21 protein-coding genes and 1 tRNA gene are annotated in these 26,427 nt (G+C 63.3%); 10 read left to right on the top strand and 12 right to left on the bottom strand.

The genetic code is table 11. From position 1 onward, the window contains the following. Window positions 1–173: 173 nt before the first annotated feature. The 3 genes from ACZ1I2_RS23495 to ACZ1I2_RS23485 are packed head-to-tail and all read left to right on the top strand — an operon-like array spanning window position 174 to window position 6,138. Window positions 174–1,718: a type I restriction-modification system subunit M gene (locus ACZ1I2_RS23495; protein ID WP_465181544.1), complete on the top strand. Its 1,545-nt coding sequence runs from the start codon at window positions 174–176 to the stop codon at window positions 1,716–1,718. Then, entirely contained in the window at window positions 1,715–2,920 is a 1,206-nt protein-coding gene (locus tag ACZ1I2_RS23490; protein WP_465175629.1) for a restriction endonuclease subunit S, read from the top strand. Before ACZ1I2_RS23495 ends, ACZ1I2_RS23490 begins: the two co-directional genes overlap by 4 nt. Continuing rightward, window positions 2,917–6,138: a type I restriction endonuclease subunit R gene (locus tag ACZ1I2_RS23485; protein WP_465175630.1), complete on the top strand. Its 3,222-nt coding sequence runs from the start codon at window positions 2,917–2,919 to the stop codon at window positions 6,136–6,138. Before ACZ1I2_RS23490 ends, ACZ1I2_RS23485 begins: the two co-directional genes overlap by 4 nt. 38 nt (window positions 6,139–6,176) lie before the next feature. Here ACZ1I2_RS23485 and ACZ1I2_RS23480 read toward each other — a convergent pair whose 3' ends face one another. Together ACZ1I2_RS23480 and ACZ1I2_RS23475 are read right to left on the bottom strand one after the other, a co-directional pair. After that, on the bottom strand, window positions 6,177–6,620 hold the full coding sequence (locus ACZ1I2_RS23480) for a type II toxin-antitoxin system VapC family toxin (protein ID WP_465175631.1): 444 nt from the start codon (window positions 6,618–6,620) through the stop codon (window positions 6,177–6,179). Then, window positions 6,610–6,879, bottom strand: coding sequence for a hypothetical protein (locus ACZ1I2_RS23475; RefSeq protein ID WP_465175632.1), 270 nt, complete (start codon window positions 6,877–6,879; stop codon window positions 6,610–6,612). The genes ACZ1I2_RS23480 and ACZ1I2_RS23475 overlap by 11 nt, the downstream gene beginning before the upstream one ends. A gap of 775 nt (window positions 6,880–7,654) precedes the next feature. Between ACZ1I2_RS23475 and ACZ1I2_RS23470 the strand changes: the two genes are divergently transcribed. Both ACZ1I2_RS23470 and mazF read left to right on the top strand, forming a co-directional pair. Further along, a complete protein-coding gene (locus ACZ1I2_RS23470) occupies window positions 7,655–7,897 on the top strand; it encodes an AbrB/MazE/SpoVT family DNA-binding domain-containing protein (RefSeq protein WP_465175633.1) in 243 nt (80 codons plus the stop codon). Next, a complete protein-coding gene (gene mazF / locus ACZ1I2_RS23465) occupies window positions 7,894–8,280 on the top strand; it encodes an endoribonuclease MazF (RefSeq protein ID WP_465177093.1) in 387 nt (128 codons plus the stop codon). The genes ACZ1I2_RS23470 and mazF overlap by 4 nt, the downstream gene beginning before the upstream one ends. A 15-nt stretch (window positions 8,281–8,295) precedes the next feature. Here the strand turns inward: mazF and ACZ1I2_RS23460 are convergent, their stop codons facing one another. The 4 genes from ACZ1I2_RS23460 to ACZ1I2_RS23445 all read right to left on the bottom strand — a co-directional run bounded on the left by ACZ1I2_RS23460 (window position 8,296) and on the right by ACZ1I2_RS23445 (window position 13,116). Continuing rightward, a complete protein-coding gene (locus ACZ1I2_RS23460; protein WP_465175634.1) occupies window positions 8,296–8,829 on the bottom strand; it encodes a DUF6438 domain-containing protein in 534 nt (177 codons plus the stop codon). A 63-nt stretch (window positions 8,830–8,892) separates the two neighbouring features. Beyond that, complete coding sequence (locus tag ACZ1I2_RS23455) at window positions 8,893–10,314, bottom strand: efflux transporter outer membrane subunit (RefSeq protein ID WP_465175635.1); 1,422 nt, start codon at window positions 10,312–10,314, stop codon at window positions 8,893–8,895. Then, window positions 10,314–11,444 carry an HlyD family secretion protein gene (locus ACZ1I2_RS23450; protein ID WP_465175636.1) on the bottom strand — a complete coding sequence of 377 codons (1,131 nt, stop codon included), beginning with the start codon at window positions 11,442–11,444 and terminating at the stop codon, window positions 10,314–10,316. Before ACZ1I2_RS23450 ends, ACZ1I2_RS23455 begins: the two co-directional genes overlap by 1 nt. A 1-nt stretch (window position 11,445) precedes the next feature. Next, on the bottom strand, window positions 11,446–13,116 hold the full coding sequence (locus ACZ1I2_RS23445) for an MFS transporter (protein WP_465175637.1): 1,671 nt from the start codon (window positions 13,114–13,116) through the stop codon (window positions 11,446–11,448). Window positions 13,117–13,310: 194 nt separating this feature from the next. Between ACZ1I2_RS23445 and ACZ1I2_RS23440 the strand changes: the two genes are divergently transcribed. Beyond that, window positions 13,311–14,270, top strand: a complete 960-nt coding sequence (locus tag ACZ1I2_RS23440) for a hypothetical protein (RefSeq protein ID WP_465175638.1) — start codon at window positions 13,311–13,313, stop codon at window positions 14,268–14,270. Here the strand turns inward: ACZ1I2_RS23440 and ACZ1I2_RS23435 are convergent. Then, window positions 14,263–15,366 (bottom strand): PAS domain-containing protein, encoded by a 1,104-nt coding sequence (locus ACZ1I2_RS23435; RefSeq protein WP_465175639.1) that lies wholly within the window; start codon window positions 15,364–15,366, stop codon window positions 14,263–14,265. The two genes, ACZ1I2_RS23440 and ACZ1I2_RS23435, sit on opposite strands and share 8 nt — an antisense overlap. 176 nt (window positions 15,367–15,542) lie before the next feature. Between ACZ1I2_RS23435 and ACZ1I2_RS23430 the strand changes: the two genes are divergently transcribed. Next, a tRNA-Thr gene (locus tag ACZ1I2_RS23430) sits at window positions 15,543–15,618 on the top strand. A 412-nt stretch (window positions 15,619–16,030) separates the two neighbouring features. Here the strand turns inward: ACZ1I2_RS23430 and ACZ1I2_RS23425 are convergent. After that, the gene (locus ACZ1I2_RS23425; protein WP_465175640.1) at window positions 16,031–16,351 is read right to left on the bottom strand and encodes a hypothetical protein; all 321 of its coding nucleotides are present in this window, start codon (window positions 16,349–16,351) and stop codon (window positions 16,031–16,033) included. A 33-nt stretch (window positions 16,352–16,384) separates the two neighbouring features. Between ACZ1I2_RS23425 and ACZ1I2_RS23420 the strand changes: the two genes are divergently transcribed. From ACZ1I2_RS23420 to ACZ1I2_RS23410, 3 genes are read left to right on the top strand one after another with little or no spacing between them, the layout of a single operon-like run. Then, window positions 16,385–17,026, top strand: coding sequence for a hypothetical protein (locus ACZ1I2_RS23420; protein WP_465175641.1), 642 nt, complete (start codon window positions 16,385–16,387; stop codon window positions 17,024–17,026). Further along, window positions 17,019–18,038 (top strand): hypothetical protein, encoded by a 1,020-nt coding sequence (locus tag ACZ1I2_RS23415; RefSeq protein ID WP_465175642.1) that lies wholly within the window; start codon window positions 17,019–17,021, stop codon window positions 18,036–18,038. Before ACZ1I2_RS23420 ends, ACZ1I2_RS23415 begins: the two co-directional genes overlap by 8 nt. Beyond that, window positions 18,020–19,876 (top strand): Hsp70 family protein, encoded by a 1,857-nt coding sequence (locus ACZ1I2_RS23410; protein ID WP_465175643.1) that lies wholly within the window; start codon window positions 18,020–18,022, stop codon window positions 19,874–19,876. The genes ACZ1I2_RS23415 and ACZ1I2_RS23410 overlap by 19 nt, the downstream gene beginning before the upstream one ends. A 38-nt stretch (window positions 19,877–19,914) precedes the next feature. On the opposite strand, the gene ACZ1I2_RS23405 is transcribed toward ACZ1I2_RS23410, so the two are convergent. The 4 genes from ACZ1I2_RS23405 to ACZ1I2_RS23390 are packed head-to-tail and all read right to left on the bottom strand — an operon-like array spanning window position 19,915 to window position 26,419. Further along, window positions 19,915–22,692, bottom strand: a complete 2,778-nt coding sequence (locus tag ACZ1I2_RS23405) for a DEAD/DEAH box helicase (RefSeq protein ID WP_465175644.1) — start codon at window positions 22,690–22,692, stop codon at window positions 19,915–19,917. A 9-nt stretch (window positions 22,693–22,701) separates the two neighbouring features. Continuing rightward, complete coding sequence (locus ACZ1I2_RS23400; RefSeq protein ID WP_465175645.1) at window positions 22,702–23,199, bottom strand: hypothetical protein; 498 nt, start codon at window positions 23,197–23,199, stop codon at window positions 22,702–22,704. Continuing rightward, on the bottom strand, window positions 23,196–25,670 hold the full coding sequence (locus tag ACZ1I2_RS23395; protein ID WP_465175646.1) for a hypothetical protein: 2,475 nt from the start codon (window positions 25,668–25,670) through the stop codon (window positions 23,196–23,198). The genes ACZ1I2_RS23400 and ACZ1I2_RS23395 overlap by 4 nt, the downstream gene beginning before the upstream one ends. Further along, a complete protein-coding gene (locus tag ACZ1I2_RS23390; protein ID WP_465175647.1) occupies window positions 25,667–26,419 on the bottom strand; it encodes a hypothetical protein in 753 nt (250 codons plus the stop codon). Before ACZ1I2_RS23390 ends, ACZ1I2_RS23395 begins: the two co-directional genes overlap by 4 nt. Window positions 26,420–26,427: the final 8 nt, after the last annotated feature.

Raw genomic sequence — 26,427 nt, 5'->3', positions numbered from 1 at the left:
TTGTACCCGCCGTCAACAAGCGCTTTGAGGCCACCAGCTAAAACGGTTCAGCTGGAATCTCAGACAGCCTTTGCCGCTTCGCTCACGGCCCGTTAGAGCCTTCATCAACGAGACCTGACCCCGGGGGAAATGTGGCAACCGAAGCAAGCGTTATTGAGCGTAGCCTGTTCAAGATGGCGGATCAGCTCCGCGCCAATTCCGGTCTGAAACCCTCCGAATATAGCCGCCCGGTGCTCGGCCTGCTGTTCCTGCGCTATGCCGAAGGACAGTTTGCGCAGGTGGAGAAGACGCTGGCGCCGCGCCCCGGCTCGCGGCTCAAGCCGGGGCCTGACGACTACAAGGCGCAGGGCGTGATCTACCTCTCCCCCGAGGCGCGCTTTTCCTATCTGCTCGGCCTGCCCGAGGATGCCGATGTCGGCCGCGCGCTCAACAATGCGATGCGCGATATCGAACGCGACAATATCGAGCTTGAGGATGTCCTGCCGAAGAACTTCAATGAAATCCCCAAGGACACGCTGATCGAGCTGGTCCGCCTGCTCCAGCCGCTCGAGATCGACGGCGATGCCTTCGGTCATGTCTATGAATATTTCATGGGCGAGTTCGCCAAGCAGGAGATGCAGAAGGGCGGGGAGTTCTACACCCCCAGCTCTATCGTCCGCCTGATCGTCGAGATCATCGAGCCCTTCCATGGCCGCATCCTTGATCCGGCCTGCGGATCGGCGGGCATGTTCGTCCACTCGGCGGATTTCGTGAAGCGCCATCAGCGGGCGCCGGACAAGGAGATCAGCCTGTTCGGCATGGAAAAGACCAAGGAAACGATCCGCCTCGCCAAGATGAACCTGGCGGTCCACGGCCTGTCCGGCACTATCGCCGATACCAACAGCTATTATGATGACGCGCCGCAGGCGTTCAAAGGCGTGCCGCTGGTCGGCGGGTTCGATTTCGTCATGGCCAACCCGCCGTTCAACGTTGCGGGCGTGGACAAGGCCAAGCTGAAAACCGTGACCGCGAGCGGGACCGAGGTGGTCAAACCACGCTTCCCCTTCGGCCTGCCCAGCACGGACAACGGCAATTACATCTGGATCAGCCAGTTTTATTCGGCGCTGAACGACCATGGCCGCGCCGGCTTCGTCATGGCGAACAGCGCGGCGGACGCGCGTGGCAGCGAGGCGGAAATCCGGCGCAAGCTGATCGAAAGCGGGGCGGTGGACGTGATCGTCTCGGTCGGCCCCAATTTCTTCCTGACGGTGACGTTGCCCTGTACGTTGTGGTTCTTTGACCGCGCCAAGCCGCGAACGAACCGTGCCGACAAGGTGCTGTTCATCGATGCGCGCCACGTGTTCAACCAGGTCGACCGCGCCCACCGCGATTTCCGCGACGAGCAGATCGAGTTCCTCGCCAATATCGTCCGCCTGTGGCGCGGCGACGAGCCGGAGTTGGCGTTCGGTTCGACTGCCTTGCTGCGCGAACGGCTGGGCGGGTTGGAGAAATATGTCGACGTTCCCGGCCTGTGCCGCGTGGCCTCGCACAAGGATATCGAGGCGCAGGGCTGGTCGCTCAATCCCGGCCGCTATGTCGGCGTTGCTGACGGTGAGGCGGGCACCGAGGACTTCAAGGAACGGCTGGAAGCCTTGCAGGAAGAACTGGAGCGGCTGAACGGCGAGGCAACGGAATTGCAGGGGCGGATTGCGCTGAACGTGGCGGAGTTGCTCGCGTGAAGTGGCCGATCGCAAAAATGGCCGATACATATTTGGGCCTATATGACGGCCCTCATGGAACGCCGAGGCCGACCGAGGACGGCCGAATCTTTTTGGGCATCGGGAACATCACAGATGATGGCCATCTCGATTTGTCCAACGCACGCCGGATCGCCGACGACCAGTTTGCACAATGGACAAAGCGAGTTACGCCGCAGCCCAAAGATATTGTCTTTACATACGAAGCCACGTTGAATCGCTATGCCATCATCCCCGACGATTTCGATGGTTGTCTGGGAAGAAGAGTAGCATTGATCCGGCCGAATCCAGACGTCGCTGACTACCGTTTCATATTCTACAGCTTTTTCTCCAGGGAATGGCGGGAAACCATCGAACGTAATCGGCTGTCTGGAGCTACGGTGGATCGAATCCCGCTGAGCTCATTTCCAAGGTTCCCAATCCGGCTTCCCAAGCTCCCAATCCAACACCGCATTGCGGACATCCTGTCCGCCTATGACGAACTGATCGAAAACAACACGCGGCGCATCGCCATCCTTGAAGATATGGCGCGCCGCCTATTCGAGGGGTGGTTTGGTCGGGAAGGTGATGTCAGAGATGCCGCACTAGTTCGTGTCGATACTCTAATTGATTTCGATCCAAAGACAAAATTGCTCAAAGAAGGGCATAAGCCATTTCTTCCGATGCCGTGTGTACCGACCAATTCTATGGTAGTATCGGAATGGGAAGAGCGTGCAGGAAACGCGGGTTCCAAGTTCTTGAATGGTGACACGCTACTAGCCAGGATCACGCCGTGTCTTGAAAATGGAAAGACTGCCTTTGTCGATTTCCTTTCAGACGGCGAAGCGGGATTCGGCTCGACGGAATTCATTGTGATGCGCGGACGGTCCGTGCCGCCCGAGTTCGTTTATTGCCTTGCGCGCTCAGACGCCTTCCGCGAGCACGCCATCAAGAGCATGAGCGGTGCAACTGGGCGGCAACGCGTGAGCAGTGCAGCGGTCGCGCAATTCGAGATTTCTGCCCCCAACCTAGAGCAACTCGGAAAGTTCGGCGATGCTGCAAGCCCCATGTTTGCGATGATCAGGTCGTTGGCAGACGCCAATACCGACCTCCGCACGACACGCGACCTGCTTCTGCCCAAGCTGATCTCTGGTGAAATCGAAGTCCGCGCCGTCGAGGAAGCCCTGGAGACCGCCGCCAGATGATGCCGCCGACCGACCCTGACGATCCTGGTCGCTATCCGACGCGCGAGGAATCGTTCGGTCGGGTGCTATCGGCATTCGGTGAAGGGCCGATGGTCGAAGACCCGGCGGTCGCGCGTCTAGTCGAGCTGGGATGGCGGCACGAAAACCTCTACACCGAGAACCCGCTCGCCCTTGCGCCCGATCCGCGCACCGGGCGCACCAGCTTTCGCCAGGCGATGCTGCCCGGCCCACTGCGCGCGGCCATCGCGCGGTTGAACCCGAACCTCGACGTGGATGCCGTCGGTGCCGTGCTCGATGAGCTGATGCGCAACCGGGGAGACATGAACCCCGTCGCCGCCAATCGCGAAGTCATGGGTCTGTTGCGCGACGGCGTGGACGTGCGCACCACGCTGCCCGACGGCACCAGCGAGACCCGTATCGCCCGCGTGATCGATTGGCGCGATCCACGCGCCAACGACATGCTGATCGCCCAGCAATTCTGGATCGCCAGCGAGATCCACAAGCGCCGTCCCGATCTGGTCGGCTTCGTCAACGGTATCCCCCTGTTGTTCATCGAGCTCAAGGCCAGCCACCGCAACGCCCACGCCGCCTATGACCAGAATTTGCGCGATTATCGCGATGCCGTGCCCCACATCTTCTCGGGCAACGGCATCGTTCTGCTTTCCAACGGAGACGATGCCCGGATCGGCGCGCCCTTTGCCACATGGGGCCATTTCAAGGAATGGAAGCGCATCGATGACGAGGGCGCGAAGGGTATCGTCAGCCTCGATACCGTGCTCGCCGCCGCCTGCTCGCCCGAACGGCTGCTCGACATCGTCGAGAATTTCGTCGTGTTCGAGGAAACCCGCGACGGGCTGATCAAGAAGATCGCGCAGAACCACCAATATCTCGGCGTGAACAAGGCCGTCGCGGAGATCGGCAGGGCGAAGGGCGGCAGGCTCGGCGTGTTCTGGCACACGCAGGGTTCTGGCAAGTCGCTTTCCATGCTTGCCTTCACCCAGAAGGTGCTACGCACCCGGCCGGGCGGCTGGACCTTCCTGATCGTCACCGATCGGCAGGAACTGGACACCCAGATCGCGGAATTCTTCCAGGCCTGCGGCGCCTTCTCGCTGCCCCTGCCGCAAGTGCAGGCGCAGAGCCGGGCGCATTTGAAGACGCTGCTGGCGGGCAATGCGCGCTTCATCTTCACGCTGATCCAGAAATTCGGGACGGAGATGGGCGAGACCTATCCCGAGCTGTCGCTGCGCGACGACATCATCGTCGTCACCGACGAGGCGCATCGCAGCCAATATGACGTGCTGGCCTCGAACATGCGCCGGGCACTGCCCAATGCTGCCTTTATCGGCTTTACCGGCACGCCGCTGATGGCGGGCGAGGAAAAGACCCGGGAGGTCTTCGGCGACTACATTTCGGTCTATAATTTCACCCAGTCGGTCGAGGATGGGGCGACGGTTCCGCTCTATTACGAGAACCGCATTCCCGAATTGCAGCTCGCCGTCGACGATCTTGACGAAGCGGTCGAGGCGATCGTTGCCGAGGCGGACCTCGATGACGAGGATGACAAGGCGCTCGAACGCAAGCTGGCCCGCCAGTACAGCCTGATCAAGCGCGAGGACCGACTCGACCGGATCGCCGAGGATGTCGTCCGCCACTTCATGGGGCGCGGTTATCGCGGCAAGGCGATGTTCATCGCCATCGACAAGGAAACCGCCGTGCGGATGCACGGCAAGGTGCGGGCGGCCTGGGACGCGGCGCTCGCCGAAAAGGCCAAGGCGATCGGGTCGCTGGCCGGTGAGGTGCGCGAGGCGGCACAGGCCGAGCTCCAATGGTTGCACGAAACCGACATGGCGGTGGTCGTCAGCCAGGGGCAGAACGAGATCGCCGACATGGCAGCGAAGGGGCTGGATATCCGGCCGCACCGCGAGCGGATGGTGAAGGAGGATCTGGACGAGAAGTTCAAGGCGCCGGCCGATCCGCTGCGCCTAGTCTTCGTCTGTGCGATGTGGATCACCGGCTTCGACGTGCCGACGTGCTCGACCGTCTATCTCGACAAGCCGATGAAGAATCATTCGCTGATGCAGACCATCGCCCGCGCCAACCGCACCGCGCCGGGCAAGTCGGCCGGGCTGATCGTCGATTATGTCGGCGTGTTCCGGAACCTGCAAAAGGCGCTGGCGATCTATGCCCAGCCTTCGACCGAGGGCGCCGAGCCGATCGAGGACAAGGCTGCTTTGGTCACCCGTCTCAAGCAAGCGGTGGACGACGCGATGACCTTCTGCAGCGTCCGGGGCGTCGATCCGCATGCCGTGGTGAAGGCGAAGGGTTTCGATCGGATTGCGAAGCTGTCCGAAGCGGTCGAAGCGGTCATGGGCACCGATCCGGAGCAACAGGCCTTTCTGCGGCACGCGGGGACTGTCTGGACCTTGTTCAAGTCGGTGCTTCCCGATCCGGCGGCCGATCAGTGGCGCGTGGAGGCAGCCGTCCTGCATGTCATGGCCGAAAAGGTCCGCTCGCTGCGCGAAGACCCCGCGAAGAAGGCGAACGTGCAGCGTGTGGCCGAGGCTATCGAGGCTCTGCTGGACGAGGCGATTCTCGGTATCGAGATCAACGCGCCTGTGCGCTCGGGCGACGACATGACAGGGCTTTTCGACCTCTCGCGCATCGATTTTGACAAGCTCCGTGAGCAATTCGCCAAGGGGCAGAAACGAACCCAGACGCAGCGGTTGCGGACCGCGATCGAGCAGAAGCTGGAGGAACTGGCGGCGCTCAATCCCACCCGGTCATCGCTGGTCGAACGTTTCCAGGAACTGATTGCGGAATATAATGCCGGCAGCCTCAACGTGGAGCGCCTGTTCGAGGCGCTGATGAACTTCATCCGTGACCTGGACGAAGAAGACAGCCGGGCCATCCGCGAGGGGCTGACCGAAGAGGAACTCGCCATCGTCGACATCCTCACCAAGCCGGAGCCAGAGCTGAACGCGGATGAGCTTGGGCTGGTGAAGCAGGTCGCAAAGACAATGCTCGATACATTGAAGCGCGAAAAACTGGTGCTGGACTGGCGCCTCAAGGAGCGGGCGAAGGCTGCCGTCCGCAGCGCCATCCAGCAATCGCTAGATGCTCTGCCGCCTGCCTATGGCGATGAAATCTGGGAAGCCAAAGCGGCTCGGACGTACGAGTGGATCTTCGATCACTATCCCGGTGATGCCGCGCAGAACTAATCCCGAGAAACAATGACGGGTGAAATTACAGCTGAACCCTACCTCCGCTCACCGGGCGTGACCACGCTCAACCCCGGAAACAGCCCGCGCATATGCCGCACATTCCACGTCACGATCGCCGGAATATCATGCGCAACGGCGGCCTCCCCGATCAGCCGATCGTAGAGCCGTGCCCCGATCCCACCGCCTTGCGCATAGGCTCGCACCGCCTCGAAGCTCTGTGGCGGTGTCAGCCCCACCAGCGCCGTGACGGCGCGGACGCTTTCCAGCGCGGCCCACGCCTCGGCGGCGGTGAGCTGGAAGGGGGCGTGCGGGCCGGTGCGGGTCAGCGTGGCATAGGCCTCCGCATAGCTGTGCGCGGCGACGGCGTAGCGGGCGGGCTTGTCGCTGGTCAACAGGGCGAGGGAAGGGGCGTGGTGTTCGTGCGCCTCGACCAGCATCGCGATGACGACATTGGTGTCGAGCAGCGCGTCAATCTTCACGATCGCCGCCGCGCACCACGTCCAGCGCCGCGTCCGCTTCCGCCTGGCTGATCTTCCTGCCCGTGGCGGGTTGCACCATCAGCGGGCCGCGCCGGACGAGCCGGCCGGCGGTCGCCGCGGCGCCCGGGGGGACATAGCCGCGCAGGGCCTCCTCCACGATCTGGGTGGCGGTCATGCCGGTCAGTTTGGCGAGTTCGTGCGCGCGGGCCCGGGCATAGGCCGAGCGGACGTTGAACTGGATGTGATCGGCGCGTGACATTGGGTGGTTCCTCGATGGGGAAGATAGGGTGGCGCTAGATGAGTGTCTAGCCCGAATGGAAAGTGGCTATACGGGAGGGCGCGCTTGTTGCAGAGATTTGCACCCGTCGCTTTGCGTGCCCGCCTGTGCGGGGAATGCTGAGCAATCGACATTTCCCCAATTCTGACGGACATTATCCGTTGGAAACTGACTCTGCCGGGCCGGCAAACAAAGCGGGGGTAGAACAGATGAAGGCGAGGCCGCACCAACGGCCTGGTCCCTCCGGTTGGTCCTGGTGGTTTCGCGGCACCATCAGGGCCGATCGCCTCGCGGCGCATCCAGGCCGCAACGCCAGGAGGCTGCTCCCTGGGGCAATGTCCGACAATCCGTCGCGGGAGAAGGCCCAATGAGGATGCCTATCGGAACCACCGGGCGTGCTGGCGAAATCTGTCCCGAAACCGGCATTTGGAAAGTGGGCGCCACGCCGACCACGACGCACCGGTACGAAAAGGGGAGTCGCTTTCACGCCTTTGGCAAGGGTTCGCTGTGGCGGCTTATCAGCTACGAATGACGTCGGAGGGACCTGCTTTGGCGCCCTTTCGATTCGGGCTGTTTGGTTGTCGGCCATGATTTTTTTTCCAGCACTTCGCCGGGGAAAGAGAGACGCCCCTTCCGCAAGCGGAGGTCGGCGCCTCCGCCTGCGGAACCGCCGCAGACGACGTTGGCCGGGCGCGCATCGATTGACTCGGGATGGCGATGGCTTATGTATCACGAATGTAGATACGTGAGGTTGGCCATGCGTGTTCAGGTGAAGAAATGGGGCAACAGTGCCTCCGTCCGCATTCCGGCGTCGATCATGGCGTCGGCGGCGCTGCGCGTCGACCAGGAGGTGGATATCCGGGAAGATGACGGCCGTATCGTCATCGAGCCGGTGTCGACGCCGTCGTACGACCTGGATTCGCTCCTAGACCGGATGACGCCGGATACCTTCCCCGACGAGATCGATTCCGGGCAGCCGGTGGGAGAGGAGATTTGGTGAAGCCGGCCGGTTCGGCCGCCGGCAAGCCAGGCGTCAAAGGGCGGGCGAGTGCCCGCGCCTATGTGCCGGATATGGGCGACATCGTCTGGCTCCGCTTCGATCCGCAGGCCGGGCATGAGCAGGCTGGTCATCGACCGGCGCTGGTGCTGTCGCCCGCCCGCTACAATGGTCCGCGCGGGATGATGATCTGCTGCCCGATGACGTCGAAGATCAAGGGCTATCCCTTCGAAGTCGTCGAAAGCCACAACCCCCCGAGCGTGGTCCTGGCGGACCAGATCAAGAGCCTTGACTGGCGTGCGCGCGGGGCGACCCGGAAGGGTGCGATTTCGCCGGCGGCGCTCGCCGAGGTGCAGGCCAAGCTTCGCGCGCTGCTGGGCCTATAGCCGCCGAAAAGGGGCTCACCCCCGCGACACCCCCGGCCGGGTCGTCTGGCGTGTCCAGGGCTCGATGCCCAGCCGCGCCGGCAGGTCCTGCAGCAGCGCGTTGAGCCGGTCGTTGGCGGCGGAGCGGCAGCCTTTGTCGTGCTGCAGGGTCGTCACGCCGGCGTCGGGCGCGGTCCAGGTGATGCGCGTGTGCGACTGGTCGCTGATCCGCGTGTCGCACTGGGTGTCGGCGGTCGTGCCGGTGGCGGGGCGATAGGCCGCGAGCGCGGCGGCGAGCGCGCGGTAGCTGGCGGGGCCGGCCTCGCGGGTCTTCACGCCCAGCTCGGCGGTGTGGCGCTCGCCGGTGAAGGTCACCGTGCCGGCCGGGCTCACCGCGACGCTATAGACCGGGCAGAAGCCGAAGCACGGGCCGACCGAGACCGCGATCGTCTCTGCGTTAGCGGAGTGGGGGGCAGGCGGGGTTTCGGTCGCGGGCGGGGTGCCGGGGGCGGCGCAGGCGCCGAGGCTCAGCAAGGCCGCGGCCAGGGCGATCTTCGGGAACGAAACCATATTGTCTCCAATCTCGGTTCGGCCCCCGATAGCGCCGCGAAGATGAACCGCGCGCGACGGGTATCAGGGGGTCGGGTTCAGCCTGGCCGGGTCGCAGGTCGCGGCATCGGGCAGGCACATCGACCAGCCGCCGCCCATCGCCTGGTAGAGCTGGATGCGCGCGGTCAGCGCGTCGGTGCGGACCTGGAGCAGCGAGAGCTGCGCGCCGAGCAGCCCGCGCTGCGCATCGAGCTGTTCGAGATAGGGCGAATAACCCTCGCGGTAACGGTTGGTGGCGAGGCGCAGCCCCTCGGCCAGCGCGTCGCGCTGGCGCCGGGCGGAGGCGGCCTGTTCGTCGAGCCGGGCAGCCGCGGCCAGCGCGTCCTCCACCTCGCGGAACGCGGTCAGCGCGGCGCGGCGATAGGCGAAGGCGGCCTGGTCGCGCTGCGCCCCCGCCGCCTCGGCCTGGGCGGTCAGGCGCCCGCCCTCGAAGATCGGCGCGAGCACGCTGCCGCCGAGCGACCAGATGGTGATCGGGTCCTGCAGCAAGGTGGAAAAGGCCGCGCCCGCCGCGGCGGTGAGCCGAATTTGGGGCAGGAAGCGTTTGCGCGCGGCGGCGAGCGACTTGTCGGTCGCGGCGAGCTGATATTCGGCCTGCGCCACGTCGGGGCGGCGGCGCAGCAGCTCGGACGGCAGGCCGGCCGGGATGGCGGGCTCGGCCAGCGCGTCGAGCGCCAGGCCGCGCGCGATCGCCTGCGGGGTCTCGCCGGTCAGCGTGCTCAGCACATCCTCGGTGCGCGCGATGCCGAGCTGGATCTGGGGGATGATCTGCGCGGTAGCCTCATATTCGGCCTCGGCCTGTTGCAGCTCGAGCTTGGGCGAATAGCCCCGGCCGACGCGCGACCGGGCGATGCGCAGCGACTCGGTGCGCGCGGCAAGGGTGGAGCGGGCGACCTCCAGCCGCGCGTCGAGCCCGCGCAGGGTGACATAGCCGCTCGCCGTCGCCGCCGCGACCGAGAGCCGGACGGTGTCGCGCGCCGCTTCGCTCGCCAGCCAGGCGTCGCGCGCGGCGGCGCGCTGGTCGGCGAGGCGGCCGAACAGGTCGATCTCGTAGCTCGCCTGGAGCTGGGGCTGCGCCGCATTCTGCTCGACCGGCTGGCCGAACGCGTTGACCGAGCGCGATCGGCCGCCGCTGAGCCCGGCATCGATCGCCGGCAGCATCTGCGACCGGGCAAGGGCGAGATTGGCGCGCGCCTCGCGGATGCGGCCGGCGGCGATGGCGATGTCCGGGTTGTTGGCCAGCGCCTTCTCGACCAGCGCGGTGAGCACGGGGTCGCCGAACGCCTGCCACCAGGCGCGGTCGAGCGGGGCGACGGGCCCCGCATCGGTGCGCCAGGCGGGCGGCGGGGCGAGCGGGGCGACGCTCGCGGTTTCCACCGCCGGGCCGGCGCAGGAGGCGAGCAGCAGCAGGGCGAGCGGTGCGACCGGGGGGGAGGGGCGCATCATCAGCGCTTGCCGCCGCGCGTGTCGATGCTCAGCTCCACCGACATGCCGGGGCGCAGCCGCGCCGCGAGCGGCTGGTTCGGGTCGATGCGGATGCGCACCGCGATACGCTGCGCCACCTTCACGAAATTGCCCGTCGCATTGTCCGATTTCAGCACCGCGAATTCGGATCCGGCGGCCGGCGCCATGTTCTCGACATGACCGGTCAGCGCCGCATTGCCCAGCGCGTCGACCTTGAACCGCGCGCTCTGGCCGATCGCCATGTCGCGCGTCTGCGCTTCCTTGTAATTGGCGACGACCCACACATTGTGCGGCACGAGGAACAGCAATTGCGTGCCCGCCGTGACATAGGCGCCGCGCCGCACCCCGATCTCGGACAGCTGGCCCGCCTCGGGCGCGCGGATGATGGTGTTGTCGAGGTCGATCTGCGCGAGGCGCAGCTGCGCCCGCGCCGCCTCGACCGACGCCTCCAGCCCGCCGCGGCCGACCACCACGGTGCGCACGTCCTGCGTGCCGATCGACCGGCTCGCCTGGGCCTGGCGCACCCCCGCCTCCGCGGCGAGCAGGGTGGCGCGGGTCTGGTCGAATTCGCGCGTCGAGATGGAGCCATCGGCGACCAGCGCCTGGGCGCGCTTCATGTCCGCCTGGGCGCGGACCAGCTGGGCGCTGGCATTGGCGATGCCGGCATCCTGGCTCTGGATCGCGACCTCGCGCGATCGCTGCGTCTGGCTCGAATTGGCGAGCGCGGCCTGTTGCGCGGCGACATTCGCCTCGGCCTGGGCGACGCGCGCGCGGTAGATGCGGTCGTCGATCGTCGCGAGCACCTGGCCCGCCTTCACCTCGGCGAAGTCCTGCACCGGCACTTCGGTGACGTAACCGCTGACCTGCGGGCTGATGATCGTCACCCGGCCGCGGACATAGGCATTGTCGGTCCGCTCGCTCCACCCGGCGAAGGGCGGCAGGCGCCAGGCATAGAGGATGGTCAGGATCGCGGCGATCGCCACCACCAGGATCACCACGATCACCGGGGTGGACTTGGTCGCCGGGCGCCAGGCGCTGGGCGCCGCTTCCGCGGGCAGCGCCGCGGCGGGCGCGGCTTCGGGTGGTGGCGCTTTGGCTTCGGTGTCGCTCATCTCATTGCCCCTGTTGCGCCTGTGCCTCTTGTGCCTTCAGCATTGCCTGTTGCAGCAGCACGACCGGCGATTTTTCGCCCCGCCGCCGGATCGACCAGCGGATCGCATAACCCCATAGCGCCACGAAGATCGCGAGCACCCCGACCAGCAGGAACACGTCGTTGAAGGCGAGGATGTTCGCCTCCCGCGCGACCTGCTGTGCCAGGATGGCGGCGCCCTCCGCGCTGCGCAGCGCCGGGTCGCCGACCACGCCGGTCACCGCGCCGCCGCCCGCGCGCACCCGCGCCGCGACCAGCGGGTCGGTCATCACGATGCGCTGGACCAGCTCATGCGAATGATATTTCTCGCGCACCACCTGGAACGTGCCGAGCAGCGCGTTGCCGACCAGCCCGCCCATGCTCTGGCTGATGCTGAACAGCACGACGAAGCTGATGAAGTTGCGCCCGCCCGCCAGCAGCGTGCGCGCGATGCCGATGACCATTGCCTGCGCCAGGAACAGCAAGGAAGCGAAGCCGATCAGCGCCTGGCTGAGATAGAAGCTGCTCGGCCGCGTCAGGTTGTTCGCATCGGCATCCATGAAGGACGCGATGACGATCAGCACGACCGCGATGGTGATCGGGCGGGCGACATTGTCGGGGCGGAAGGTCAGGACGGCGGTGACGAGCCCGGCAATCGAGGCGAGCACGACGATCACGTTCAGCACCACCATCTGGTCGTTGATCATGCCGAGAACGGTGAGCAGCCCGACCGAGCCATAGGCCTGTTCCGACAGCAGCACGCGCACCGACGCCGCCACCGCCATCAGCCGCACCACTTCGCGCGTGGCGAGCCAGCGGGTGTTGATCAGCGGGTTGGCGCGGCGATGCTCGACGATCAGCGCGCCCGCGATCAGCGCGATGCTGGCGGCGAGCGACCAGCCCATCCAGGCCCGCTCCGTCCACCATTCGATGCGCCCTTCGGACAGCACCGCGATCAGCAGCCACAGCCCCGGCGCGAGCAGGCCGAAGGTGAGGAAGTCGAGCGGCTCGAACACTTTCTCGCGCTCGCTCGGCGGCAGCGGCAGGCTCATCACCGCGGACAGGGTCGCGAGCGCCAGCCCGAATTCGAACCAGTAGAGATTGTGCCAGTCGCCCCATTCGAGCAGCCGGGGCGAGAAGACCCGCGCGAGCGGCGCGGCGAGCTGCGGGATGGAAATGCCGATCATCACCGCCGCCAGCCGTTTCGGCGCGGGCATCGCCTGGAAGAAATAGAGGATGGTGAGCGTGGAAAGGCCGCTCGCCGCGACCCCGCTCACCGCGCGCACCGCGACCGAGGTCCAGAAACCATGGACGAACAGGTGCAGCAGCGTGATCGCGGCATAGGCGCCGAGCGTGTAGCGGATGAACGGCTGCAGCCCGAATTGCTGGCGGTATTTCACCAGCAGCAGGTTCGCCGTGATGTTGGTCATGAAATAGGCGCCGGTCAGCCAGGCGCTCTCGTCGCTGTTGAGGCCCAGCGTCCCTTGCGCGAAGTTCAGATTGACCGTGACCAGCGCGTTGCCCAGCCCGCCGGTCAGGCCGACCAGGCAGCCGATCAGGAAGTAGAGGACACGGCGGCGCGCGGGATGATCGGGATTGGCCGGGGAGCCCGGCAGGGTGGGCCGTTCGTGCGGCTTGAAGACATATTCCGCCACGTCCCTGTCTTTCTTGCCCCGTTTTGCCCGACTCGATGCCCGCGACTGTCGCCGGCACGGCAGGGTGCGCCTAGGGACAGCGTGTTGCCAGCGTCAATTAACACCTTGGTGCAGGATGAAATGCGGATCGTGCATCCTATCTTCGCCCTGGGCGGGGGCTGCTGGCCTCCGCCGATCCACCGAGGAGCGAGCCAGTGACGACCCCCCTTCGCATCCTGTTGCAGACGACGATCGAACCCGCCGAGGACGACTGGAGCATCGCGCGCTTCTCCGTGCTGCGCGACCTGCTCGAGCGCGCGCGGGACTATGACGGCGCGCCGCTCTACGAGGTGACCGCGCGCGACCGCGCCGCCCCGCCCGGCACCGACGATCCCGTGCTGGCGCGGATCGACGAGAGCGATTTCGACCAGCTCTGGCTGTTCGCGGTCGATGTCGGCGACGGGCTGAACGCGGCCGAATGCGCGGCGATCAGCCGCTTTCGCGCCGCCGGCGGCGGGCTGCTCGTCTCGCGCGATCATATGGACCTGGGCTCCTCGGTCTGCGACCTGGGCGGGGTCGGTGCGGCGCATCATTTCCACACGCACAATGTCGATCCCGATCCGGCGCGCCAGGCGGTCGACGATCCCTATACGACGAGCATCCTGTGGCCGAATTTCCATTCGGGCGCGAACGGCGATTATCAGGAGATCGAGCCGGTGGCGCCGGTCCATCCGTTGCTCGCCGATCCCGGGTCGCCGGACGGCCATCTGCGCTATCTGCCGGCGCATCCGCACGAAGGCGATGTCTCCGCGCCGTCCGACGACGACAGCGCGCGCGTCATCGCCACCGGGCGCAGCAAGGTGACCGGGGCGGAGTTCGCGATCGCGGTGGCGTTCGAGCCGCAGGGCGGCGCCGGCCCGGCGGTCGCGCAATCGACCTTCCATCATTTCGTCGATTACAATTGGGACGTGGCGCTCGGCGCGCCGAGCTTCGTCAGCGAGCCGCCCGGCGGAAGCCTGGTCGCGACCCCCGAGGCGCTGCGCTCGGCGCGGCTCTACGTGGCCAACCTGGCGCGCTGGCTCGGCGGCTCGGCGCGGGCGCGCCACCTCGACGAGCAGCTCGACGAAGCCTTGGAGGAGAGTTTCCCGGCGAGCGATCCGCCGGCGATCAGCTGAGCGAGACCATGTCGCCGCCGCGCGACCGCGCGGCGATCGGTGTGGCGGATACCGGTCTTGTCGCCCGGCGCTCGGCCCTGATCACGCCCCTGATCCCGCCCTCGAACCCGTCGAGGAACGCCGCCAGGCCCCCCGGGGCTACGCCGAGGCGACGGGCATGGGAGAGGATCGCGGCATAGTCGGCAAGCCGTGCCCTGTCGCCGTCGGCGCCGAAGACGAGCGTCACCACCGGCATCATCGGCGCGCGCAGCTGAACCGCGATCCCGGCACGCTCGAGCAGCAGCGCATAGGCGGCGGGATCGGCATCGGCGGCGAGCGCGACGTCATGCGCCAGGCCCAGCGCGTGGTGGAGCGTGGCGCCCGTCCGTCTGTCGCCGACCGCCGCCGCGGCCTGTCGCGCGCGCAGCAGCTGCTCGGCCAGCCGGCCGGCGGGGGCCCTCGACCCGATCCCGCGGCCGACCCGCTCTTCCGCGTCGCCCGGCCAGGCCATGGCCGTCGCGAACGGCCCGGCGACGGCGCGGCGCGCGGCGCCGAGCTCGGCATCCAGCATCGCCTGGGTCCTGGCGTCGACCAGCTGCTTCCAGCTGATCACGCCATAGATATAGTCGACCGACCTCCCGCCCGACGAAAAGGGCATCAGGACGCCGCGGCACAGCGTATCGTGACCGCGCCAGTCGACGAATTCCTCCTCGAAGTCGATCGGCGCGCGATCGGCGATGATCCGGCGATACTGGTCGGTCAGGCGCGACAGCAGCGATCGGTCGGGTATCGCGGCGATGTGCGCGAGGTCCTGGTCGAGCCCGCATTCCTCGCGCAGGCGCCGGCCAACCCAGACGATCGCCGGATCGGCGGCGCCCCCCGCGACATCGAGCAATACGCTGTGCGGGCCGAAATCGGCGATCGTCGCGGCATCGAGATCCTCGATCGACGGACAGGCGCGACCGCGCAGCAGCGAGACCCAGCGATGATAGGCGCGGACATGCAGGCGCCGCTCGTCGGTGCCGATCGCGGGTCGCGGACGGTCGACGCCGCCCGCCGCCGAATCGGGATCGCGCCCGGGCGCCCGACCGTCTTCGAAACCGCGGACCTTATCCATGCGATTGCCACCCTTAAGGGCTTGTCCCAGCCCGTTACCCAAGCGGTGTGCACCGGATGTGGTAAATCTTGTGTAAAGCGGCGACCGTTCGCTGGCGTGAGCGCTTGTCAGCCGTCGAACCAGATGATAAGCGCCGCCCCCTCGCGAACGCCCGTCCACGGGCCGCACCGGGATATGCCGCTTTAGCTCAGTTGGTAGAGCATCGCATTCGTAATGCGGGGGTCACAGGTTCGAGTCCTGTAAGCGGCACCAGTCCTTCCACGAGGGAAATCCGAAACTTGCTGCGGAAGGGCCTTTGGGTCGGGAAACCGTTTGGGTCCAGCTTGGGGCGGTTTAGGGTAGTGAAATTGGCTCGACCGACGCTATACCTCTTTAGCGGCACTCCAATTTGCTAGAAGGCCGTTGTCCAGTGTCGCCCACAATGTGATTGCGAGATAGCTTCCGTACTAAACCTGGTCGGTTGCCGTTTCTCAGCTTACTACGATTGGAGGAAAGCTGACCAATGCCGACATTGGGGTGGGTCCTAGAAGGTGATATCGAGCGATTTCTCGCCGGCACGACGCAAGTGGATGGGACGAGAGCAGCGCATGTGCCGGGGCATTCATGTCCCTTTTGTTTCTCCCTTTTTTCGCTCCCTATCGAACTCTCGGATCACTTGGCCACGTCACACGTAGGGCAGCGTCCATTTCTCCAGTTGGCTGGCGTCGAGCCCGGCGAGCATGAGACGGTTCGACGCAAGCACCCATCCGATGCCGTTCGCTTGTTCAACTGTACGACAGCGAAGTTTAGCGTGGACGGCCAGCGCTTTTTCGAATGTGACCAAACCGCGCTGGAGGATCTTTTCGAGCGAGCCAACGGGCGCGTTTGGCTTCTCCTGGAGAATCGGTTTGAGAGAGCCGTTGAGCCAATCCGATCCAACTACGACATCCAGTTCCGTGCGCCTGAGCCCCACGAACTGGAAAAAGTTGATCGCGCTTTCGTTCATATTCTCGGAAAGACCGATCCTACGGTCGCCGACGTGGTCCGCTTCACGGAAGTTTGTCCGTCAGGGGATGTCCGCGAGTACGTCGATGCGCTAGCGAATTATGTCCTTGGAATCCTAATTAAAGACGGAGATCCCGCCTCCGGCTTGAGTTCGGTACGTGACTACCGACCCAAGTTGAATGGCGCTCTTCGTACGCTCCAATCTTTCGAGCGCCCTTTGCCGAAGGTTTTGGCAGCCGTAATCCGCTTCTGTGAAAACGACTTTTCTCGCTGGTGGGAAGCTAGCGGCGTGCAGCGCCTCGACGCGATAAACCGATCGTTAGGCCCTTTAGTTCGCCTGTCGCCAGAGTCTTCCGTCCACAACGAACAAAAGCAAGTTGGAGCTGAAACGCCGATTTGCCCTATCGACAATGGCTCCGACATAGTGATGCGACGTGCCGAGCAGCTCGCCAGTGTAGTGCGTTGGGGAGATCGGCTCAGCAGTCAGTTGAGGTATGATTTGGAGAGCCCCGACTGGGAGAGGTTGGACCAAATCAAACTTGCCGCATTGTGGGCAGCACGCGCGCTCGCACTCGGTAAGCCCCATCTGGCGCTTGAGCCACTAGGCGTGCTGGAGGGTGATCACTGCTTCGGGCACTGGGCCGAAGTTGCCCTTGGGGAAATAACGCATGACTGAAGACGACCCAGATAAAAAAGAAATTGCCGTAGAAGACCTAGCGGAGCAACAGGCACCTCCTCGGTCGTTGATTGAATATCTACGCGGAAAAGCGCCGGCCAGCCGTTACATCGACGCGATAGACAAAAACTTAGCGCGGCGGCCGGACGAAGCCGAGCGAACCGCAGCAGTGAGCGCTGTGGAGGCGGAGGCGATACTGCTAACGCGTCTGCCGGAGTTGATGCGCAGCGCGGCGGCGGAAAAGACACCGTCAGGTGTCAAAAGGATGCTTCTCGCTTTCGGCGGACAAATCATAAGGGTACTCGCGCCTGACCAGGAACGATGGGGGCTGCTTGCGGACTCGACACCGGAAATGCTTATCGAACCCTTGGCACGCCAGCTGAGGAAGGCGCGATCGACGCGCGACAAGGAAGTGCTTACGCAAGCGGAAATGCTGTTTCTAACAGGCTTGATAATAGTGGCCGATAGAGCAGATTTTAATACCGGCGGCGTGCTCGCCAGTATTCATAGCGGGCTGAATGCGCCCTTGCCTTCTCTTCCAGCCGATTTGGCCAAGATGCGCCGAACCCTGGTCAGAGGGTCTGTGCGATCGGTAGAAGGCTTCGCGCTACTCAGGCGCGTCATCGGTGCAGACCTTGACGATGCACGCAGTCAGGCGCGTGCAAATATTGCTCAAGTCGCCGAGGTCCGCGACCGGCTGCGTTCGGCGCAAGAGGACGCCCGAAGCCAGGCCGAACGCGCAGTCGCGGCCGAACAGCGAGTTACCGAACTGGAGGAGCAACTTGCCGAAGCAAAAGGGAGCATAGCCAGTGTGGCAGGCGGTGCCGCGCACGATCAACTTTCCCTCAAGGGTCAGATGCGCCGCCTGCTGCAAGGCAAGCTCACCGCCTATGTAGTGGACGCATTAGAGGCACTCGGCGAAGAACCCTATTTCATCGAGATCGCGCGCGAACGACTGGAAATGATAGGAGCCGATATCAGAGAGGGGGTCGCATGGCTGGATCGATCGTAGGCTTGGACTTTGGCACGACTAACAGCTTGATTGCGTACGTCGATGCGCGTGAGCAGCGAGCACGGGTTTACAAGAACATCGTCGATGAGCGGCCGCATCCCTCGACAGTATGGTACCGGGCGGGTGAAGTGATCGTCGGCCGCGAAGCGCGATCCCAACTGGAAGGCGATGATGTCGCGGCCGGGAGCTTCGTACGTTCACCTAAACGACTGCTTTTTCATGATGGAAGTGTCAGCGTTGATGGGACCGCGATGAATCCGGAGATGATCGTGGCGGAAGTGCTCGAGTTTCTCCGAAAGGACGCGGATGACCCGGCCCGTGCGGCCGCAGCGCTTGCGGTAGACCGGGTAGTCATGACGATTCCGGTCGACTTGGATGGCGCCGGGCGGCGTCGTTTGCGAGAAGCTGCACGTAAAGCTGGCATTAGTGTGGTGCAATTTGTGCACGAGCCTTTGGCGGCGCTTTATGCTTGGATTCGCTCGCAGCCCGATCCCGTCCGCGTGGCAGCCGAACTTGAAGGCCGTAGAGTCCTCGTATTTGACTGGGGAGGCGGCACGCTCGACCTAACTTTATGTCTCGTGCGTAACGGTCGCCTCGTGCAAATCGCCAACGCCGGAGACAACGAGGTCGGCGGTGATTACTTCGACGAGGCTGTTCGTAATTACGTTAGAGAACGTCATGCTGCAGAACATGGTGTCTCCGATATCATGGCTTTGGAGACAGCAGAATCTCGCCGGCGGTTACTCGTTCAGTGCGAGACCGCGAAGATTCAGCTGTCCCAAAGGGATAGCTACAGCATTGCGCTACGTAACTATCTACGGGGCGATATCGGTCGAACTTTGAGGCTGACCGTAACTCGTGCGGAACTCGGCGAATGGGTTACCCCTCTCATTAACAGAGGGCTTGCGCAGATCGACCGCCTTCTTGAGCGGAACGAGCTGACTTTCCAGGATATCGAGCTGTGCCTCCCTACCGGCGGCATAGTCAGCATACCCTCAGTCCGTGCGGGGCTTGTCGAGCGATTCGGAGCGCGGTGCCCTTCGATAGCTAATGGCGATAGCATCATAGCCGAAGGAGCGGCCTGGATCGCACATGACGCGCTCAGGCTCAGCTTAGCGAAGCCAATCGAGTTGGAGCAGCCGGACGGCGGCTATGTTGAATTGGTGCCGGAGGGGCATCGTTTACCAGTCGAAAATGAGGTGCAACCCATCGCCGCCACTCAATTCTATTGCGTTGATCCGCGTGACGGCGTCGCGCATTTCCATTTCGTACGCCCTAGGAAGCTGGGATACGGCTCAAAAACTTCTCCGCGTGAGTCTTATCGTACCCTCTCCGTGAAGGTTGACCCGTTCAAGCAACCATTTTTTGAGCGCCTCAAGATCAATCTGACGATCGATCACGATTATATCGTCTGTATAACCGCACATTCTACCGGATGCGGGGATGAAAGCAGCGTCGAAATCCATGATTTGGAGTTCGCGCTTGATTTGCCGGGTGTAACACGCGGACCGACTGACGTTGTCGAGAGCGAAGAAGCGGCCAGTGCGCCAATGTCTGGCAATGGCAATGTGCGGCTTCGATCCAACATAACGAGCGTACCAGAGCAGTGGACGTTGGTTCCAGGGGACTTGGTAGACCAATGGCGGCCGGCCTGGTTTGATCGTCGGTCGGATAATGCGACCCAACGTCAGCATGCGGAGCGAGCTTATTACGTCCCCTGTGCGATCTGCAAGCGTAACGCTTACAATATCGAACTCAGCGGTTGCGACGACTGTCCAGGCGTCCTCTCGGTCGCGGATGCGGCGCGGCGCCGGTCGGAGATGCGCGCGCCGTTGTGACTCGACCGATAGTATATGATCTTACGCGCTCCGAAGTGTCAGACGCCGCGACTGGCAATCTCGACATATCCAATCAGTTCCGCCGAATAGCTACCGTCTCCGTTCACAGTTCCTTTGTGCTTCAATTCTCGCTGCAAAGTGGGCTCGACCGCGTGGACGAACAGATCGCTGCGCTGCTCAGGCTGGAAGGGCGGTGTCCCCGCAGGCGCCTGTATGTATTTTTCGCATTGTCGTTCGACCGCCGGGATGCGCGTGCCGTCCTGCTTGACTGCGATCGGCTGCACCACCACCCGCCGCTCGCCGTTGCCGGCCGACGTTTCGACCATCCAAAGGGAGAGCAGAACCGGCTCATCCATGTCGCCGGACACGGCAATGCCGATCTCCTCCGGCGCCAGGCCTCGCCACCGCCCCAACTCCTCCAGGACCAACGGGTGATCTAAGCCCAGAAGTTGTAGCTCATCCTGGTTTGTCGCAGCTTCACGGCTCAGGCTGAAGCGGGCCCGGCGCGTGCCCTCCGAAGTAACCAGGTCGTAGGTGACCCCGTCCACCTTCACCAATTTCTGTTGGCGATCTGCAACCGCCGCCGCCATGAAACGCACCAACCGATCCAAACTGCTCGATACGTCCGAGAACGGCTTGTAGTCGTCCAAACTGAAACCATCGAGATCTTGGAAAAGGTCGAACACAACCTGCCGCGCTTCGCGAGAATTCGACAGCGCCGCTTCCAGCTCCACCTGCGTGCGCTTCAATTCGGGATCAGATAGGGCTTCTTGATATAAGCGGTCGTAGTTCAGCCGCTCAGACAATTGCCCCAGAATTTGCGCGCGTAGGTCTTCGGCAACATTGCCTTGCTCATCAACCTTGCCGACGGTGCGCGCAATCTCGGTCAGTTTCTCGTCCAGCAGCAGGAAGATACGGCCCTCGATCGTGTCCGAGAGCACCAGGTTGTAAACCTGCGCCGTGTGATTCTGGCCGTACCGATGAATGCGCCCGATGCGCTGTTCCATATCCATCGGATTCCACGGCAGGTCGAAGTTGAATAGGATCCGCGCGAACTGAAGGTTAATGCCTTCCCGCCCCGCTGCAGTGCAGACCAAGACACGCGGACCATCCTTCTGGCGGAAGCGACGCTCAGCCGCCGCTTTGGCGCCGTGATCGCCGCCACGCAGCACAACCACGCCTTGGCCGGGGAAGTTCTGCTCGATCTCGCGGGAGATCATGTCCACCGTACCGAGGTAGGTAGCGAAGATTACGATCTTTTCGTTCTGGTTTTGCCTCCACAAAGTGCCCAAGCCATCGACCAACTTTTGCATCTTGGTTTCACGCTGGGCCGGAAACACACTCAGCAAGTCGCCGATCCGCAGGCGCTCTTCGGGAAGATGGAGGTTCACTACCGCCGAGGCGGCTTCTTCCGCATGCACGGCTGCAAATTCACTATCGTAGGGATCAGAGGCCATCTCCAGCGCCTCCTCGTCCAGCTTCTTGACCAAGCGGTATTTCAGGTCGGCCAGGACGCGATCCACTTCGCTACGCCCAACGCTGTCGCGCGACAGGCGGAACTCCTCGTGGATCAGCTCGCGCGCTTCCTCGGTCAGCCGTTCGCGACCCTCGATATCCAGTTCTTTGTCGCGCAGGAGCGCCTCGTGAAGCGTGAGCATCAGCAGACGACGTTTGAGCGTGCGCCTCACGGCGGCGAAACTGGACGCCGCGATCTTCTGGAAGATCGCCATGAGAAAGCCCAGAGCGCGCCCTTGATTGCCCTGGCGGCGCGCAAGGTCGAAGCCGTCCTCTAGATACTCGCGAAGCTTTTCGTAGAAAAGCCGTTCACCGTCCGACATCACGAAGGATTCTGTATGAACCCACCGTCGCGCGAACAACGGTGAGCCATCCGGCTGACACGCATCGGCCTTGGTGCGACGAAACATTACGGTGTTGAGCCGGTGGCGGTTCTCCAACATCTCTTCCGGGCTGCGGAATAGCGTCGGGTTGAGCAACTGCGCCAGCATCCAGAACTGGAAATGGTTGCCTTGGTGCGGCGTGGCCGAAAGCAACAGGAGGTCGCGGGAATGGTCCTTGAGCGCTTCGGCCAGCTTATAGTTTTCGGTTTTGCGTACCTTGCCGCCCGTGCGATAGGCGGTCAGGTGGTGCGCTTCGTCAAACACCACCAAATCCCAACGCGGCGCATCGAGCAGGCGCTTGATGCGCGCCGGACGTTTCAGCGTGTCGATACTGGCGATCAGCCGATCATGCTTGGCGAATGCGTTGGTCCTCCGATCGGTGATATCGCCCTCGGAGCCGAACACCTCGAAGTCGAGATTGAACACCTCGTTCAATTCGCGGTGCCAGTTGTTCACGAGCCCGGCGGGCACGACCATCAATGCGCGCCTCAGCTCCCCCCGGCTGGCAAGCTCGCGGAGAATCAGTGCGGTTTCGATGGTTTTGCCGAGACCTACCTCGTCGGCGATCAGGTAGCGCCGGGGCGAAGCGGTCGCGATGCGATGTGTCAGCACCACCTGGTGAGGCAACAGGTCTATCTTGGCCGAGGTCAGCGCCGAGGCGCTTTCCATCACCGGAAGCGCGTGCGCCTCATAGGACAGCCACGCCTTGTGCCCGCGCTCTGAGCCGCCATCGACAGCGCGCAATATGCGCTCGGTGCGCGTAAGTTCGCGCCGCAATGAAACGGCGGGAACCCGTCGCTCGCCAATACCGAAAAAGGCGCGCAGATAGCCATCGCGCGCCGGGTCGAGCACAACGCCCTGCCCATATTCATGATGGGTGATGCGCTCGCCGGGTTGAAACTGAGCCTCTGCCGTCACTTGCCGCCCTCACGTAATCCGTAGATGGAACAGGCCGGCGGCCTTACCGCCGTCGCGCAGCAGGATTTCTTGCGGATACTCGTTCGCCTGCCCCCACAGAATGCGACCGAGGTCGATCTGATGGCCGTGGGGCGTGTGGCACAACCATCTCACCTCGTCGGTGGCCGCCTGCGCCTTGATGCGAGTGCTTCCGCCGGGCAGCCAGAACACAAGCGCTGCATCGCCCCCATACTCGTCCTGGAACGATAGAATGGTGGGCTTGATTGTATCGCCGAGCCATGCCTCGGCATCTGTCGGCCCGAGCAGGTCGAGGCTACCGTCCAGACCGGCGACCACCAAGGTATTGCTGCCGTTGCTCGGTAGGTCTTCTGGCCATCTACCCACTGCCCGCAGAAACTGACGCAAGCTCCAGACTTCGCTGGCCGCGCAGACTTGGTTGCGCGCTTCCTCGTCCCACACCCAACTGGTGCCACGCCGCTGCCACACCGAGTCCAGCAATTGCCTCATCGTTGGTAATCCTCGTCGTCATCGAACAACGATCCCTGTGCGAGCCGTGGCGCCTGGCTAGCCTGCCATCCGTTGAAGATCGACACCGCGCGTGAGGCCGCGTTGCGCGCCGCCTGATCTGGGCCGTTGCGGTGCAGCCATTCCAGCAGCGGCTTCAGCGCGACATGCGGCTTGAAGTTCTCGTTCTTCAACGTATCCGACGCATTGATTCCGCTGCCGTCGAAGCACGCACCGATCAGCACTAGCGCCTGGTCAAAGTCGGAAGTCAGGCGGCTGCGGTGCCTGCCGGACCATTCGCGCGCAAATTCAAGCGGACCCGCGCGAGTGAAGATCTTGTTTTTCTCCACACACCAGCCGCGCTGCACGAATTCGTCGGGCGTGGTGATCGAGCCTTTGAGGAATTTCTGAAGCTGGTCGCGTTTCAGCTCCACCGCGTTGCCGAAGGTACGCAGGAACTGACGAGTCATCGGTTCTGCGTTGACCGGGGGCGCCTCCTTCCCTTTGTCGGCGTCCTCGTCGATGAGCTGATTGATACCCACGAGCGCATCTTTGACCGAGATGGCGCGCCCCTCGTCAACATAGACTTTGCCGTAGTGGCGGGAAAAGTATTCCAGTGCTTTGCCGCGCCGGATGACTTGAAGGTCGGCAGCGGGCAGACCCTCCTTGGCGTGATTTTCCAGCATGGCTTGCAGCTGGTGTACGTCGGCCATGACTTCGCGGCGCATTCGGCCCCAGCTTACCGGCTTGGGTTCCTCCGTGCGCTTCCGACAGACGTGGATGATGTCGTACTCGATAGTCTGAGAGCCGAACGTTCCCGGTTTCGATCCTTCACCCTTGGTTTCGTCGGAGCGGATCGGATACGTAGCTTCTAGATAATATCCCGCGTCAAACAGGGATTCCAGAACAGCCACCCAAGGCTTGTCCTCGCTATGATGGAACGTAAAAGCGAGAATGCCACCCGGCTTTAATATGCGGTGCGCCTCGCGCCAGCACTGCGTGAGGAGACGCTGGTAGAACCCATCCGGGTCTTCGGGCTCACGCGCACGATTAGCGACTGCCTCCAGTGACTTGGGCGTATATTCCGCGTTGAAATAATCAGGGTATTTATCTTTCAACACGAGGCGCAGCCAAACATAGAAAAAATCAGCCAACTCGGAGTAATGTAACAGCCCGCCGAACGGTGGATCAGTAATAACCAAATCGACACTGCCAGTGGAGAGTGTAGTCAGTTCGGTGGATGAGCCACACCACACCTCGGCGCCATCAACTGCGTCTCCAGGGAATACCTTCTCGCTTTTGCCGCTAATATTTGACGCAAGAGTCGCATCTGTCCTCCGTAGGCCTTCGACACTGACGGCTTCCCAGGGCTGGATCGCCCAACTTCGCCCCTCAACGATACCCTCTGCGCACGACGCCCAATTGCCTCGGCCTAGTTTTGCGAAAACGCAGTTCTCCACGGTTGTCGATTTCGGGTGATAGTTGTTGTTCGCAAATTGCGGTTCCAACTTGTCGCCCTGGATGTTCCACAGTGTAAACAGGCTCTGATTCCGTAGGTATTGCTGAAATGCTCCTAAAACGTACTCCCGTTCGGCATTCCTGTAGTTTCCCAGCGTCGCAATGGCCTTCAGCATCTGCGTATGGACAAGCATCTGGCGTGGATTGAACATTGTCCACCAGTGCGTGTGCCCATGATTGGGAATTCCCCCATTGTTCATGTGAGTCATGAACCCGAAAGGCAGTTCGGAGCGCGGCCAGTAGTCCTTGAGGTCGGCGTCCTTGCGCGCTTCCCACTCCACAAGAGCAGCGTCGTACTGTCGCGCGTGCGCCAAATCGAACGCGGCAAAGAACCGCCCGCCATAGGGTTTGCCCGCAGCATCTCGCTTGGGCGCATAGCCCTGGATGGCATACGCCGCCGTTGGGCCAGTCTTACCTGTCGCTTTGATGGTGGTGAGCACATCCTGCACCGTGCCGCAGGCCGCGCAGGCGTAGTGCGACCTCTTCGGCACCGTGCCGTTCTCCGGAGCGAAGGTGATGTTCGTTTCAGGGCAGGTCACTTCATCCGGTAGCGTGCCGCGCACTTCCAGCAGGCGAATCTTTGCGGCGCGTGCCTGATCCCACCGCGTGGTTGCGGCGACGCCGTCCTGTGCCGAGCCGCCGTAGGGCTGGCCGCTCGCGTCCTGCTTCGGTTCGCCCGCCAGCCACTGCGGATGTGCTAGCAGGCTCAGTTCCACCTTTTTGTTCTTACCCTTGCCAAGGTTCACCAGCGCGGCGTGGCCGCAATGCGGGCAGATCACGCCCTTCTTGCGGTCGAGGACGGAGAACGCATGCTCGGAAGGCGCGACGTAGAGCGGCGCATCGGGAGCCATTCGCGCAGCTTCTTCCTCGACGTGGAAGTCGGCGGCGCATTTGCCGCACGTGCGGTCCCAATGTTTTACGGTGATCGCCTTCACCGCCACCACCGGACTCGTCATGATCGGCGTGCGGTGACCGCAGCCGGTGACCTGGCATGGCCGTGCTTCCCCCAGAATGTATAAATTAGCTCTGGACCATCATATTTGTAGTCCTTGCGCTCATCTTGGGGAAGAGAGAGGGGGTCAAAGGCGGGAGACATCACCTTGTTGCTAGGTAAATGCGTCCATTTACCTTTCTCGCCTTCAGGGCCGTCGCAATAATAGTATGGCGTTATCTGAGGTTTTACCTCAGCCTCGATGTCCGCGAGGAGCTTCTTTACCTCCTCCAGATCAACATTGGCCAGTTCCTGCTTTACCACGAACCAAGCTACGGGGTTGAGGTCGTTACCGACCATCTGCATTCCGAGGCGTGAGCCTTCCACCAGTGTGGTGCCACCGCCCATGAAGATATCGGCGACCTTGAGATGCTTGAACGCACCCTTTTTCTGGTGATTGGCGTAGTAGTTGTCCCACACGAGTTTCGCCGAATGCGAAGGGTCTTCCGGTGCCTTGGTGGCCGCCGCGATGAGCATAGAACGAAACACGCTGGAGCGCCGCCGCGCCCACCACTTCGACATCTGATAGATGGGCTTGCCCGCATTGCCCTCGATCACCGCGACCTGATTGACCGGCAGGATGGGGAAATCCACTTCCAGGCAAGTTTTGGGGCGGTTTGGGTCGCCGAAATCAACAGTTTCCAGCGCGGCAGCCTTGCCTGCGCCGACGGCCCTGGCGACCTCTAATGCGACTTGTTCTTTCTGGGTGGCCACTATTACCG

The organism is Sphingomonas sp. BL-S-29 (assembly GCF_055521495.1).
This window is presented reverse-complemented; position numbering and strand designations above follow the sequence as displayed.

Bases quoted from the DNA above. Each gene is read 5' to 3' on its own strand.
- ACZ1I2_RS23495 (WP_465181544.1), top strand. From the start codon at position 174: ATGGCGGATCAGCTCCGCGCCAATTCCGGTCTGAAACCCTCCGAATAT.
- ACZ1I2_RS23485 (WP_465175630.1), top strand. From the start codon at position 2,917: ATGATGCCGCCGACCGACCCTGACGATCCTGGTCGCTATCCGACGCGC.
- ACZ1I2_RS23475 (WP_465175632.1), bottom strand. From the start codon at position 6,879: ATGTCACGCGCCGATCACATCCAGTTCAACGTCCGCTCGGCCTATGCC.
- ACZ1I2_RS23470 (WP_465175633.1), top strand. From the start codon at position 7,655: ATGCGTGTTCAGGTGAAGAAATGGGGCAACAGTGCCTCCGTCCGCATT.
- ACZ1I2_RS23460 (WP_465175634.1), bottom strand. From the start codon at position 8,829: ATGGTTTCGTTCCCGAAGATCGCCCTGGCCGCGGCCTTGCTGAGCCTC.
- ACZ1I2_RS23455 (WP_465175635.1), bottom strand. From the start codon at position 10,314: ATGATGCGCCCCTCCCCCCCGGTCGCACCGCTCGCCCTGCTGCTGCTC.
- ACZ1I2_RS23450 (WP_465175636.1), bottom strand. From the start codon at position 11,444: ATGAGCGACACCGAAGCCAAAGCGCCACCACCCGAAGCCGCGCCCGCC.
- ACZ1I2_RS23435 (WP_465175639.1), bottom strand. From the start codon at position 15,366: ATGGATAAGGTCCGCGGTTTCGAAGACGGTCGGGCGCCCGGGCGCGAT.
- ACZ1I2_RS23425 (WP_465175640.1), bottom strand. From the start codon at position 16,351: ATGAACGAAAGCGCGATCAACTTTTTCCAGTTCGTGGGGCTCAGGCGC.
- ACZ1I2_RS23415 (WP_465175642.1), top strand. From the start codon at position 17,019: ATGACTGAAGACGACCCAGATAAAAAAGAAATTGCCGTAGAAGACCTA.
- ACZ1I2_RS23410 (WP_465175643.1), top strand. From the start codon at position 18,020: ATGGCTGGATCGATCGTAGGCTTGGACTTTGGCACGACTAACAGCTTG.
- ACZ1I2_RS23400 (WP_465175645.1), bottom strand. From the start codon at position 23,199: ATGAGGCAATTGCTGGACTCGGTGTGGCAGCGGCGTGGCACCAGTTGG.
- ACZ1I2_RS23395 (WP_465175646.1), bottom strand. From the start codon at position 25,670: ATGACGAGTCCGGTGGTGGCGGTGAAGGCGATCACCGTAAAACATTGG.